Source organism: Streptomyces sp. NBC_00178 (assembly GCF_036206005.1).
Classification (GTDB): domain Bacteria; phylum Actinomycetota; class Actinomycetes; order Streptomycetales; family Streptomycetaceae; genus Streptomyces.
The window spans coordinates 1,799,126-1,811,973 of record NZ_CP108143.1 but is presented as its reverse complement, the minus strand read 5'-3'; the positions used below and the strand labels follow the sequence as shown (position 1 = coordinate 1,811,973).

The window sequence follows — 12,848 nt, the reverse complement described above, 5'->3', positions numbered from 1 at the left end:
CGGTGCGGCCGACCTGCGGAGTTCGCCTCCCGTATGAGCGCCGTCGTTCACTTCTGCGCCACCCCAACACGACCCCACCCCCGCGAAGAGCGGCGTATGCCCAACGTCTACAGTGGACTGGTTCGCGCAAGTCATTCCCGGGTCCCCGTGCCCGGAGCTTGCTGGGATTTCTCTGTCAGGGGTGTGCGTGACGGCCGTCGAGTCCCGACCCGCAGGGGTCGCCTTGACTCCGAGCCCAGTGGGCCATCGCCCGTTCGGGGCCCGCGTCAAGGCATTTGTGGCTCTTACCAAGCCGCGCATCATCGAGCTGCTGCTCATCACCACCGTTCCGGTGATGTTCCTCGCCGCTCAGGGCGTGCCCGATCTTTGGCTCGTGGTGACGACCACCATCGGCGGATATCTCTCCGCGGGCGGTGCCAATGCGCTCAACATGTATATCGACCGCGACATCGACGCGCTGATGGACCGTACGTCGCAGCGTCCGCTGGTCACCGGCATGGTGAGTCCCCGGGAGTGCCTCGTCTTCGGAATCTCCCTCGGGGTGATTTCCACGGTCTGGTTCGGACTGCTCGTCAACTGGCTCTCCGCCGCCCTCGCGCTGGGCGCACTCCTGTTCTATGTCGTCGTCTACACGATGCTGCTGAAGCGCCGTACCTCGCAGAACATCGTCTGGGGCGGAATCGCCGGCTGCATGCCGGTACTCATCGGCTGGTCCGCCGTGACGAATTCACTGTCGTGGGCCGCCGTCATCCTTTTCGCGGTCATCTTCTTCTGGACGCCGCCGCACTACTGGCCGCTGTCGATGAAGGTCAAGGACGACTACGCCCGGGTCGGCGTCCCGATGCTTCCGGTCATCGCGTCCAACCGGGTGGTGGCCCGGCAGATCGTCGTCTACAGCTGGGTGATGGTCGCGGTCTCGCTGCTCCTCACCCCGCTGGGCTACACGGGCTGGTTCTACACCCTGGTGGCGGTACTGACCGGCGGCTTCTGGCTCTGGGAGGCGCACGGCCTGCAGAACCGGGCCAAGTCCGGGGTGACGGGCGCCAAGCTCAAGGAGATGCGGCTGTTCCACTGGTCCATCACCTACGTCTCGCTCCTCTTCGTCGCCGTGGCCGTGGACCCCTTCCTGCGGTAACCGCGCACAGCACTCCGCCGACGGGCGGGGGACGTGGCCGAAGCCACGCCCCCCGCCCGTCGTCCGTTCGTCTACCCGTCGGTAGCATCCTGTCCATGGCAGAGACGGCAGAGACGGCAGAGACCGGTACCCGGTCGGACGACAGCAGGCGGGCGGCCCGCGCGGAGCGCAGGGCGGCCAGGCTCGCGAAGCAGATCGGCGCCTTCGCCCGGGCGCATGGCGGCGCCGAGGGGCAGCTCGCCCACCTCGGCCAGGCGGGCACCCGCATCGTGCTCGTCGGCGAGGACGGCGGCTGGGGCGACCTGGTCGCCCCCTCCTACGCGGTGGCCGAGAGCGCCACGCGGAAGGCCGGCATCACGGTGCACGAGGACTTCGACGGCGACTTCGCCGCGAAGGTCCGCACCGGCCCGTACGAGTGGTCCCGGATGGCCGGGATCCAGGTCGGCGGACCGTCGAACAGCAAGGGCTGAGTGCCCGGCCGGCTTCCCGCCGGTACGCGAAGGCCCCCGTCCGCGTGAGAGCGGACGGGGGCCTTCGCCGTGCGGTGGGGGAGCGGCCGGTCAGTGCGCGGCGGCGGGCTCCGGCAGGTCTCCCGTCGCAGGCGCGGGGACGCCCGGCCCGGCGGCGGGACGCTCGCGCAGCGACAGCAGCAGGCGCAGCACGGCGATCCACATGAGGGACGAGCCGAGCATGTGGAGGCCGACCAGGACCTCGGGCACGTCGTTGAAGTACTGCACGTAGCCGATCCCGCCCTGTGCGAGCAGCACGATCAGCAGGTCGCGGGCGCGGGCGCGGGTGTCCGCGGGGGCGTCCACGACGCGCAGGGCGAACCACATCGCGACGGCCAGGAGGCAGACCACCCAGGCCGCGACGGCGTGCACGTGTGCGGCGTCGCTCCAGTCCCACGGCATGCGCGGCACGTCGCTGCTGTCCCCCGCGTGCTTGCCGGAACCGGTCACGGTGGTGCCCAGCGCGATCAGGACGACCGTCACGGCGACGACGGCCCAGGCCAGCCGGCGCACCGGGAGCGGGGCGCGCGGGCGCGGAGCCGTGTCGCCCTCACCCATCCGGACCCACGTGATGACGGTGACCGTGAGCAGGCAGTTGGCGAGCAGGAAGTGCCCCGCCACCGACCAGGGGTTCAGACCCGCCCAGACCGTGATCCCGCCGATGACGGCGTTGCCCATCACCAGCCAGAACTGCGACCAGGCCAGCCGGGTGAGACCCCGCCGCCGGGGCTTCACGGAGCGTGCGGCGATGATCGCCCATCCGACGGCGGCACACAGGACGTAGGTCAGCATCCGGTTGCCGAACTCGATGGCGCCGTGCAGGCCCTGTTCGGGAGTGGCGAAGAGGCTGTCGTCGGTGCACTTGGGCCAGGTGTCGCAGCCCAGGCCGGAACCGGTCAGCCGGACCGCGCCGCCCGTGATGATGATGAAGACGCTCATCACCACCGCGGCGAGCGCGGCGCGTCTGGCCGTCCTCACCGACGGCGTCCAGCGCTTGGCGATGAAGGAGAGGGGGGTTTCCACGCGCACCATCGTAGGGAACGGCTTGTGCATGTTTTCACGAGGGGTGGGCATTCCCGGGCGGGCCCGGACATCTCCGTGGCGCCGGGCTCACTCCCAGCGGAAGAACCGCGCCGCGGCTCCCAGCCCCAGCACCGCCCACACGGCCAGGACCGCAGCGTCGCCCCAGGGCATCGACGCGCCGTCCAGCAGGACGTCCCTGAGGCCGCCGGAGAGCGCCGAGATCGGCAGCAGCCCGAGCACCGACTGCGCCGCGTCCGGGAACCTCTCCAGCGGCACGACGACCCCGCCGCCGACCAGGAGCAGCAGGAAGACCAGGTTGGCGGCGGCCAGCGTGGCCTCCGCCTTCAGCGTCCCCGCCATCAGCAGGCCCAGCCCGGAGAAGGCCACGGTGCCCAGCAGCAGGAGCAGCACCACGGCGAACGGGCTGCCCTGGGGCGACCAGCCCAGCGCGAAGGCGATGACCGTCAGCAGGACGACCTGAAGGACCTCCGTGACCAATACCGAGAGCGTCTTCGCCGTCATCAGGCCCCAGCGGGGGAGCGGCGACACGCCCAGCCGCTTGAGCACCCCGTAGCGCCGCTCGAAACCGGTCGCGATCGCCTGGCCCGTGAAGGCCGTGGACATCACGGCGAGCGCGAGGACGCCGGGGGCGAGGAAGTCGACCGGCTCGCCCGCACCGGTGTCGACGACGTCGACCGTGCTGAACAGGACGAGCAGCAGCGCGGGGATGACCACGGTGAGCAGCAGCTGCTCACCGTTGCGCAGGAGCATCCGCGTCTCCAGGGCCGCCTGCGCGGCGATCATGCGCGGCAGCGGTGCGCCGCCGGGGCGCGGGGTGTACGTACCGGCGCTCATGCGCGCAGCTCCTTGCCGGTCAGTTCGAGGAAGACGTCCTCGAGGGTGTGCCGCTCCACCGCGATGCCGTCCGGCATCACGCCGTTCTGGGCGCACCACGTGGTGACGGTCGCCAGCAGCTCGGGATCGATCGTCCCGGTGATGCGGTAGGCGCCGGCCGTGAGCTCCGCCGCCTCGCTGCCGTCGGGCAGCGCCTTCAGCAGCGAGGCGAGGTCCAGGCCCGGCCGGCCGGTGAAGCGCAGGGTGTTCTCGGCGCCGCCGCGGCACAGCTGCTCGGGGCTGCCCTGGGCGATGACCCGTCCGGCGTCGATGACGGCGACATCGTCGGCGAGCGTCTCGGCCTCGTCCATGAAGTGCGTGGTCAGGACGACGGACACCCCGTCGGCCCGCAGCTCCCGGACCAGGTCCCAGGTGGAGCGCCGGGCCTGCGGGTCGAGGCCCGCCGTCGGCTCGTCCAGGAAGACCAGCTCGGGGCGGCCGACCACGGCCATCGCGAGGGCGAGGCGCTGCTGCTGCCCGCCGGAGAGCCGCCGGTAGACGGTACGGCCGCAGCCGCCGAGCCCGAGGCGTTCGACGAGCGCGTCGACGTCCAGCGGGTGGGCGTGGAGCCTGGCCGTGTGGCGGAGCATCTCGTCGGCGCGCGCTCCCGGGTAGATGCCGCCGGACTGCAGCATCACCCCGATGCGGGGGCGGAGCGCGGCCGCGTCGGCGACGGGGTCGAGGCCGAGGACCCGCACGGTCCCCGCGTCGGGCCGCCGGTAACCCTCGCAGGTCTCGATGGTGGTGGTCTTGCCGGCGCCGTTGGGGCCGAGGACCGCGGTCACCGTGCCCGCCGCGATCTCCAGGTCGAGGCCGTCCACCGCCGTCTTCGTGCCGTACCGCTTGACGAGGCCCCTGGCCTGTACGACGGACTCGCTGCTCATGGCGGGCAAGTCTAGGCGGGCCGTCCGGGCGTCCGGCGCGCCGGGTTCCGCCGGACCTCCCGGACGTTCCGGACCGCGGCGCGGCCGGCCGGCCGGGAGCGCCCCCACCTGCGCGGAGCTGCGGTGATCAGCTGTTTCCGCAGGTCAACTTAGGTACGCCTAAGTGATGAAGGGCACCGCCCCCGGCCGGGGAGTGGGTTGTCACGCCCGGAGGAATTACGCAACAATGGCGTTGTGAAATACGTTGGCGAGGCTCCTCAGGAGGAACTCGCGACCGGTGAGCGCTCGACGCGCAACCGGGTCGCGCGCTCCATCCTGGACCACGGCCCGTCCACGGTCGCCGACCTGGCCAAGCGCGTCGGGCTCACCCAGGCCGCCGTGCGCAGGCACCTCGACGCCCTCGTGAACGACGACGTGGTCGAGGCCCGCGAGCAGCGGGTGTACGGGACGCGGACCCGCGGCCGTCCGGCCAAGGTCTTCGCCCTCACCGACTGCGGCCGGGACGCCTTCGACCAGTCGTACGACAAGCTCGCCGCCGACGCGCTCCGCTGGATCGCCGACACCGCCGGGGACGAGGCGCTCGTCGCCTTCGCCCGCGCCAGGATGGCCGCCCAGTACGAGACGTACCGCGCCGTCGTCGAGGCCGCCGCCCCCGAATCGCGCACCGAGGCCCTGGCCAAGGCGTTGTCGGCCGACGGGTACGCTGCTACGGCGCGCAGCGCGCCGGGGCCCCAGCAGGGCGAGCAGTTGTGCCAGCACCACTGCCCGGTCGCGCACGTCGCCGAGCAGTTCCCGCAGCTGTGCGAGGCGGAGACGGAATTCTTCTCCAGCCTGCTCGGGACCCACGTACAGCGCCTCGCCACCCTCGCCCACGGCGACGGGGTGTGCACGACGTTCGTTCCGCGCAGCAGCCCCACAGCATCACAGACTTCACAGACCACCCATTCAGCATCTGCAAGCACGGCCGGGAGGAACCCCGCATGACGCTCCCCACGGAGACTGCCCACCCTGAGCTCGATGGCCTGGGCACGTACGAATTCGGCTGGGCCGACTCCGACGCGGCAGGCGCGGCGGCGAAGCGCGGCCTGTCCGAAGCTGTCGTCCGCGACATCTCGGAGAAGAAGAACGAGCCGGAGTGGATGCTCAACCTCCGGCTCAAGGGCCTGAAGCTGTTCGGCAAGAAGCCCATGCCGAACTGGGGCTCGGACCTGTCGGGGATCGACTTCGACAACATCAAGTACTTCGTGCGGTCCACGGAGAAGCAGGCGGAGTCCTGGGAGGACCTGCCCGAGGACATCAAGAACACGTACGACAAGCTCGGCATCCCCGAGGCGGAGAAGCAGCGCCTGGTCGCCGGTGTCGCCGCGCAGTACGAGTCCGAGGTGGTCTACCACCAGATCAACGAGGAGCTCGAGGCGCAGGGTGTCATCTTCATGGACACCGACACCGCGCTCAAGGAGCACCCGGAGCTCTTCAAGGAGTACTTCGGCACCGTCATCCCCGTCGGTGACAACAAGTTCGCCTCGCTGAACTCCGCCGTGTGGTCCGGCGGCTCCTTCATCTACGTGCCGAAGGGCGTGCACGTCGAGATCCCGCTCCAGGCCTACTTCCGTATCAACACGGAGAACATGGGCCAGTTCGAGCGGACGCTGATCATCGTCGACGAGGACGCCTACGTCCACTACGTCGAGGGCTGCACCGCGCCGATCTACTCCTCCGACTCGCTGCACTCCGCGGTCGTCGAGATCATCGTGAAGAAGGGCGGCCGCTGCCGCTACACGACCATCCAGAACTGGTCGAACAACGTCTACAACCTGGTCACCAAGCGCGCCGTGGCGTACGAGGGCGCGACCATGGAGTGGGTCGACGGCAACATCGGCTCCAAGGTCACCATGAAGTACCCGGCCGTCTACCTGATGGGCGAGCACGCCAAGGGTGAGACCCTGTCCATCGCCTTCGCGGGCGAGGGCCAGCACCAGGACGCCGGCGCGAAGATGGTGCACATGGCGCCGAACACCTCCTCCAACATCGTCTCCAAGTCGGTGGCGCGAGGCGGCGGCCGTACCTCCTACCGCGGTCTGATCGAGATCGGCGAGGGCGCGCCCGGCGCCAAGTCCAACGTGCTGTGCGACGCGCTGCTCGTGGACACCATCTCCCGCTCCGACACCTACCCCTACGTCGACGTCCGCGAGGACGACGTGTCGATGGGGCACGAGGCGACGGTCTCCAAGGTCTCCGAGGACCAGCTCTTCTACCTCATGAGCCGAGGCATGACCGAGTTCGAGGCCATGGCCATGATCGTGCGCGGCTTCGTCGAGCCGATCGCCAAGGAGCTGCCGATGGAGTACGCCCTCGAGCTCAACCGGCTGATCGAGCTGCAGATGGAGGGCTCGGTCGGCTAGGACGGCTCCGCCGTCCGCCGTCCGTCCCCGAGAGTTCTTGACTGAGAAAGCGAGCACTACGACAGCCATGGCTGAGGCTCAGAACATTCCGGCGGGCTCCACCACCGCCGGGTCCATCGCGGTGGCGGCCGAGTCCACCGTCGCCACGCGCATGAGCGCCCCTCCGTCCTTCGACGTCGCGGACTTCCCCGTCCCGCACGGCCGCGAGGAGGAATGGCGCTTCACGCCGCTGGACCGGCTGCGCGGACTGCACGACGGCACCGCCGTCGCCACCGGTGACGGCGTCAAGGTCGTCATCGAGGCGCCCTCCGGCGTCACGGTCGAGACCGTCGGCCGCGACGACGAGCGGCTCGGCAGGGCCGGAATCCCGGTGGACCGGGTCGCCGCCCAGGCGTACTCGTCCTTCCAGCACGCCTCGGTCGTCACCGTCGCCAAGGAGGCCGTGCTCAGCGAGCCGATCCGGATCGCCGTGCACGGCGAGGGCGGTGTGGCCTACGGCCACCAGGTCATCGAGCTGGGTGCCTTCGCCGAGGCCGTCGTCGTCATCGACCACACCGGTGACGCCGTGCTCGCGGCCAACGTCGACTACATCCTGGGCGACGGGGCGAAGCTGACCGTCGTCTCCGTCCAGGATTGGGACGAGAAGGCCGTCCACGTCGCCCAGCACAACACGCTGGTCGGCCGCGACGCCTCCTTCAAGTCGATCGTCGTCACCTTCGGCGGCGACCTGGTCCGCCTGCACCCCCGGATCGCCTACGCGGCCCCCGGCGGCGAGGCCGAACTGTTCGGGCTGTACTTCACCGACAAGGGCCAGCACCAGGAGCACCGCCTCCTCGTCGACCACAACGCCCCGCACTGCAAGTCCAACGTCGCCTACAAGGGCGCTCTGCAGGGCGACGGCGCACACGCGGTGTGGATCGGTGACGTGCTCATCCAGGCGGCCGCAGAGGGCACCGACACCTACGAGATGAACCGCAACCTGGTTCTGACCGACGGTGCCCGGGTCGACTCCGTGCCGAATCTGGAGATCGAGACCGGCGAGATCGTCGGTGCCGGCCACGCCTCGGCGACCGGCCGCTTCGACGACGAGCAGCTGTTCTACCTGCAGTCCCGGGGCATCCCGGCCGAGGAGGCCCGCCGGCTCGTCGTGCGCGGCTTCTTCGCCGAGCTGGTCCAGCAGATCGGTCTCCCCGACGTCGAGGAGCGGCTCCTCGACAAGATCGAGGCCGAGCTGAAGGCGTCGGTCTGACATGGCCTTCGTCAAAGTGTGTGCGCTGAGCGAGCTGGAGGACGACACCCCCAAGCGGGTGGAGCTCGACGGCACGCCGGTCTCCGTCGTCCGGACCGAGGGCGAGGTGTTCGCGATCAACGACATCTGCTCGCACGCGAACGTCTCGCTGTCCGAGGGCGAGGTGGAGGACTGCGCGATCGAGTGCTGGCTGCACGGATCGAGCTTCGACCTCCGCACCGGCAAGCCGTCCGGTCTTCCCGCGACGCGCCCCGTCCCCGTATACCCCGTCAAGATCGAAGGGGACGATGTGCTCGTCTCCGTCACCCAGGAGTCCTGAGTCACCCATGGCAACGCTTGAAATCCGCGACCTGCACGTCTCCGTCGAGGCCGACAACGCCACGAAGGAGATCCTCAAGGGCGTCGACCTGACCGTGAAGCAGGGCGAGACGCACGCCATCATGGGCCCGAACGGGTCCGGCAAGTCCACCCTCGCCTACTCGCTCGCGGGTCACCCCAAGTACACGATCACGAGTGGCACGGTGACCCTGGACGGCGAGGACGTCCTGGAGATGTCCGTGGACGAGCGGGCCCGCGCCGGCCTGTTCCTCGCCATGCAGTACCCGGTCGAGATCCCCGGGGTCTCGGTCTCCAACTTCCTGCGCACCTCCGCCACCGCCGTCCGCGGCGAGGCCCCCAAGCTGCGGACGTGGGTCAAGGAGGTCAAGGAGACGATGGCCGAGCTCCAGATGGACCCGTCCTTCGCCGAGCGCAACGTCAACGAGGGCTTCTCCGGCGGTGAGAAGAAGCGCCACGAGATCCTTCAGCTGGAGCTCCTCAAGCCGAAGATCGCCATCCTCGACGAGACCGACTCCGGCCTCGACGTCGACGCCCTGCGTGTCGTCTCCGAGGGCGTCAACCGGGTGCGCGAGCGTGGCGAGGTCGGCACGCTGCTGATCACGCACTACACGCGGATCCTCCGCTACATCAAGCCCGACTTCGTGCACGTCTTCGCCAACGGCCGCATCGCCGAGTCCGGTGGCGCCGAGCTCGCCGACAAGCTGGAGAACGAGGGCTACGAGGCATATGTGAAGGGTGGCGCTTCCGCGTGACTGACGCCCGACAGGGGCTCTCCGGCCTCCTCGACACCGAGGCGATCCGCAAGGACTTCCCGATCCTGGACCGCACGGTCCACGACGGCAAGAAGATCGTGTACCTGGACAGCGCGGCGACCTCGCAGAAGCCGCGCCAGGTCCTCGACGCTCTCAGCGAGTACTACGAGCGGCACAACGCCAACGTCCACCGCGGTGTGTACACCATCGCGGAGGAGGCCACCGCGCTGTACGAGGGTGCTCGTGACAAGGTCGCGGCCTTCATCAACGCACCCAGCCGCAACGAGGTGATCTTCACCAAGAACGCCTCGGAGTCGCTGAACCTCGTCGCCAACATGCTCGGCTGGGCGGATGAGCCCTACCGGGTCGACAGCGACACCGAGATCGTCACCACCGAGATGGAGCACCACTCCAACATCGTGCCGTGGCAGCTGCTCTCGCAGCGCACCGGCGCGAAGCTCAAGTGGTTCGGCATCACGGACAACGGCCGGCTCGACCTGTCGAACATCGACGAGATCATCACGGAGAAGACGAAGATCGTCTCCTTCACGCTGGTCTCCAACATCATGGGTACGGTCAACCCGGTCGAGAGGATCATCCGGCGTGCCCAGCAGGTCGGCGCGCTGGTCTGCATCGACGCCTCGCAGGCGGCCCCGCACATGGTGCTCGACGTGCAGGCGCTGCAGGCCGACTTCGTGGCCTTCACCGGTCACAAGATGGTCGGTCCGACCGGCATCGGCGTCCTGTGGGGACGGCAGGAGCTCCTCGAGGACCTGCCGCCGTTCCTCGGCGGCGGCGAGATGATCGAGACCGTGTCGATGCACTCGTCGACGTACGCGCCGGCTCCGCACAAGTTCGAGGCGGGCACGCCCCCGATCGCGCAGGCCGTCGGCCTCGGCGCGGCCGTGGACTACCTCACCTCGATCGGCATGGAGAACATCCACCGCCACGAGCAGGCGATCACCGAGTACGCGGTCCGGCGTCTCCTGGAGGTCCCGGACCTCCGGATCATCGGACCGTCGACGGCCGAGGACCGGGGCGCGACGATCTCCTTCACGCTCGGAGACATCCATCCCCACGACGTGGGGCAGGTGCTCGACGAGCAGGGCATCGCCGTCCGGGTCGGACACCACTGCGCCCGCCCGGTCTGCCTGCGGTACGGAATTCCTGCGACGACGCGAGCGTCGTTCTATCTGTACTCCACGCCCGCCGAGGTCGACGCCCTGGTGGACGGACTCGAGCACGTGCGGAACTTTTTCGGTTAGATGGCAGAGCGGCTGAGGGTTGACTGGTGAAGCTTGATTCCATGTACCAGGAAGTGATCCTGGACCACTACAAGCACCCCCACGGGCGTGGCCTGCGGGACGGCGACGCCGAGGTGCACCACGTCAACCCGACGTGCGGCGACGAGATCACGCTTCGCGTGAAGTACGACGGCGAGACCATCGCCGACGTCAGTTACGAGGGTCAGGGCTGCTCCATCAGCCAGGCCAGCGCCTCCGTGCTCAACGAGCTGCTCGTGGGCAAGGAGCTCGGCGACGCGCGGAGGATCCAGGAGACCTTCCTGGAACTGATGCAGTCCAAGGGTCAGCTGGAGCCGGACGACGCGATGGAGGAGGTGCTGGAGGACGCCGTCGCGTTCGCCGGTGTCTCCAAGTACCCGGCCCGGGTCAAGTGCGCGCTGCTGAGCTGGATGGCGTGGAAGGACGCGACGGCGCAGGCGCTGTCCGAAGGGAAGACGGCATGAGCGACAACGAGACTCTCACCACCAAGCCGGCCTCCGAGGAGGAGGTCCGCGAGGCCCTGTACGACGTGGTCGACCCCGAGCTGGGGATCGACGTCGTCAACCTGGGCCTGATCTACGGCATCCACATCGACGACGCCAACATCGCCACGCTCGACATGACGCTGACGTCGGCGGCCTGCCCGCTGACCGACGTCATCGAGGACCAGGCGAAGTCCGCGACGGACGGCATCGTCAACGAGCTGCGGATCAACTGGGTCTGGATGCCGCCGTGGGGACCGGACAAGATCACCGACGACGGCCGCGAGCAGCTTCGCGCGCTCGGCTTCAACGTCTGATCCACGACGTCACGGACGGCCCCCGGCATGATGCCGGGGGCCGTCGTGCGTTGTTCGTGCCCCGTACGCATGACGTGTGCACGCCGTTCGTACCGGAGCCCGAGCCTGCTCGTCGACACCACGCCGACGAGAGGCACGCAGTGCTGCATCAGCTTCCCTTCCAGAACCGCCGGGCGGCCCTCGCCGCGGCCGGGGCCCTCGCACTCGCCGCACTGGGTGGCAACGTGCCCGCGCACGCCGCGAGTTACGGCACCCCGACGATCACCCTCGCGTCCTCCTACCTGTCCGGTGCCGTGGGCGCGACGGGCGACCCCGTGGTCACCGTGACCGTCGCGCAGAGCGGCGCCGACGCCGGCGCGCTCACCGTGGCCGCCTCGGCGAGCTCCCGGTCCTCCGTCGCGGGGACCGCCGACGTGACGGTCGCGGGCACCGGCGCCACCCGCCAGGTCTCCGTCGCCCCGCGCGCCCGGGGGTACACGGACCTCACCGTCAAGGTCACCGGTCTCGGCGGCAAGACGGCCACCAAGGTGCTCCACTACGCCGCGTCGGCCGCCGTGCAGAACTCCGCCGACACCCGCTACCTCACGGGCTCGTCCGACGCCTCGGCGGCCGTCGACGTCGGCGGCGGGTACGCGGTGGTGGCCGACGACGAGTCCAACACCCTGCGCCTGTACGACCTCGCGGCGTCCGGCGCGCCCGTGCGGACCTGGGACGTCGCGTCGAAGCTCGGGGTGAGCAAGGAGATCGACATCGAGGGCGCGGCCCGGGTCGGCAACACCGTCTACTGGACCGGCTCGCTCGGCAACAACAAGGACGGCGAGTACAAGGCCGACCGCAACACCGTCTTCACCACCACGGTCACCGGCTCCGGCGCCTCGACGCAGCTGACGGTCGGCCGGTCGTACAAGAAGCTGCGCGACGACCTCGTGGCCTGGGACGAGGCCAACGGCGACCGGTTCGGCTTCGCGGCGGGCACCGAGGATGGCGAGGCGCCGAAGCAGATCGACGGATTCAACGTGGAGGGGCTGGAGTTCGCGCCCGGGTCGACGACCACGGCGTACATCGGCTTCCGCGCACCGCTCGTCCCGCCGAAGTCCGGCGGCAAGGCCCTGATCGTGCCCGTGACCAACTTCGACAAGGTGACCGGGAGCGGCGCGAAGGCCGTCTTCGGCACGCCGATCGAGCTGGACCTCGGCGGACTGACCATCCGCGACATCCGGAAGAACGCCGCCGACCAGTACCTGATCGTGGCCGGCTCCTGGGAGGCGGACGACAACTCCGACCCGTACGCCCTCTACAGCTGGGACGGCGTCGCGGGCCACGCACCGGTCCGGCGGGCGGCGCTGCCCACCACCGACCCGGGCGGCTGGGAGGCCGTCGTCTCGGTGCCGGACCTGACGGTCGCGGGTGCGCGGGCGCAGGTGATCACGGACGCGGGCGCCGCGGACCTGTACGGGGACGGCACGGAGGCCAAGGACCTGGACCACGCCGAGTGGAAGAAGTCCCGCGCCACCTGGTTCGGCGTGGGGAACTGACCGGCTGATCCCGCTCGCGCGGTGTTGCAGGACAGCGGCCGTGC

Annotated in this window: 14 protein-coding genes; 11 read left to right on the top strand and 3 right to left on the bottom strand. The window is 69.7% G+C overall.

Going from position 1 to position 12,848, the window contains the following annotated elements; all coding sequences use genetic code 11:
* The first annotated feature begins 181 nt into the window (after window positions 1-181).
* Entirely contained in the window at window positions 182-1,135 is a 954-nt protein-coding gene (locus OHT61_RS07835) for a heme o synthase (RefSeq protein ID WP_443049372.1), read from the top strand.
* Between the two features lie 95 nt (window positions 1,136-1,230).
* On the top strand, window positions 1,231-1,605 hold the full coding sequence (locus OHT61_RS07830) for a hypothetical protein (RefSeq protein ID WP_329036269.1): 375 nt from the start codon (window positions 1,231-1,233) through the stop codon (window positions 1,603-1,605).
* A gap of 90 nt (window positions 1,606-1,695) precedes the next feature.
* Here the strand turns inward: OHT61_RS07830 and OHT61_RS07825 are convergent, their stop codons facing one another.
* The 3 genes from OHT61_RS07825 to OHT61_RS07815 form a co-directional block, all read right to left on the bottom strand.
* Window positions 1,696-2,676 carry a COX15/CtaA family protein gene (locus OHT61_RS07825; protein ID WP_329036267.1) on the bottom strand — a complete coding sequence of 327 codons (981 nt, stop codon included), beginning with the start codon at window positions 2,674-2,676 and terminating at the stop codon, window positions 1,696-1,698.
* A 78-nt stretch (window positions 2,677-2,754) separates the two neighbouring features.
* The gene (locus tag OHT61_RS07820) at window positions 2,755-3,522 is read right to left on the bottom strand and encodes an ABC transporter permease (protein WP_329036265.1); all 768 of its coding nucleotides are present in this window, start codon (window positions 3,520-3,522) and stop codon (window positions 2,755-2,757) included.
* Window positions 3,519-4,445 (bottom strand): ABC transporter ATP-binding protein, encoded by a 927-nt coding sequence (locus OHT61_RS07815; protein WP_329036263.1) that lies wholly within the window; start codon window positions 4,443-4,445, stop codon window positions 3,519-3,521. The genes OHT61_RS07820 and OHT61_RS07815 overlap by 4 nt, the downstream gene beginning before the upstream one ends.
* 234 nt (window positions 4,446-4,679) lie before the next feature.
* Between OHT61_RS07815 and OHT61_RS07810 the strand changes: the two genes are divergently transcribed.
* From OHT61_RS07810 to OHT61_RS07770, 9 genes are all read left to right on the top strand, one after another.
* Window positions 4,680-5,429, top strand: coding sequence for a helix-turn-helix transcriptional regulator (locus OHT61_RS07810; protein WP_329036262.1), 750 nt, complete (start codon window positions 4,680-4,682; stop codon window positions 5,427-5,429).
* Window positions 5,426-6,847, top strand: a complete 1,422-nt coding sequence (gene sufB / locus OHT61_RS07805) for a Fe-S cluster assembly protein SufB (protein ID WP_327119774.1) — start codon at window positions 5,426-5,428, stop codon at window positions 6,845-6,847. The genes OHT61_RS07810 and sufB overlap by 4 nt, the downstream gene beginning before the upstream one ends.
* A 67-nt stretch (window positions 6,848-6,914) precedes the next feature.
* Window positions 6,915-8,096 (top strand): Fe-S cluster assembly protein SufD, encoded by a 1,182-nt coding sequence (gene sufD / locus OHT61_RS07800; protein ID WP_329036260.1) that lies wholly within the window; start codon window positions 6,915-6,917, stop codon window positions 8,094-8,096.
* 1 nt (window position 8,097) lies between these two features.
* On the top strand, window positions 8,098-8,415 hold the full coding sequence (locus OHT61_RS07795) for a bifunctional 3-phenylpropionate/cinnamic acid dioxygenase ferredoxin subunit (protein ID WP_097867842.1): 318 nt from the start codon (window positions 8,098-8,100) through the stop codon (window positions 8,413-8,415).
* Window positions 8,416-8,422: 7 nt separating this feature from the next.
* Window positions 8,423-9,187 carry a Fe-S cluster assembly ATPase SufC gene (sufC, locus tag OHT61_RS07790; RefSeq protein WP_327119793.1) on the top strand — a complete coding sequence of 255 codons (765 nt, stop codon included), beginning with the start codon at window positions 8,423-8,425 and terminating at the stop codon, window positions 9,185-9,187.
* Window positions 9,184-10,452 carry a cysteine desulfurase gene (locus tag OHT61_RS07785; protein WP_329036255.1) on the top strand — a complete coding sequence of 423 codons (1,269 nt, stop codon included), beginning with the start codon at window positions 9,184-9,186 and terminating at the stop codon, window positions 10,450-10,452. Before sufC ends, OHT61_RS07785 begins: the two co-directional genes overlap by 4 nt.
* Before the next feature lie 26 nt (window positions 10,453-10,478).
* Window positions 10,479-10,934: a Fe-S cluster assembly sulfur transfer protein SufU gene (gene sufU / locus OHT61_RS07780; RefSeq protein WP_329036254.1), complete on the top strand. Its 456-nt coding sequence runs from the start codon at window positions 10,479-10,481 to the stop codon at window positions 10,932-10,934.
* Window positions 10,931-11,269: a metal-sulfur cluster assembly factor gene (locus tag OHT61_RS07775; RefSeq protein WP_093539690.1), complete on the top strand. Its 339-nt coding sequence runs from the start codon at window positions 10,931-10,933 to the stop codon at window positions 11,267-11,269. The genes sufU and OHT61_RS07775 overlap by 4 nt, the downstream gene beginning before the upstream one ends.
* Before the next feature lie 140 nt (window positions 11,270-11,409).
* On the top strand, window positions 11,410-12,804 hold the full coding sequence (locus OHT61_RS07770) for a hypothetical protein (RefSeq protein ID WP_329036252.1): 1,395 nt from the start codon (window positions 11,410-11,412) through the stop codon (window positions 12,802-12,804).
* The last annotated feature ends 44 nt before the right edge of the window (window positions 12,805-12,848 follow it).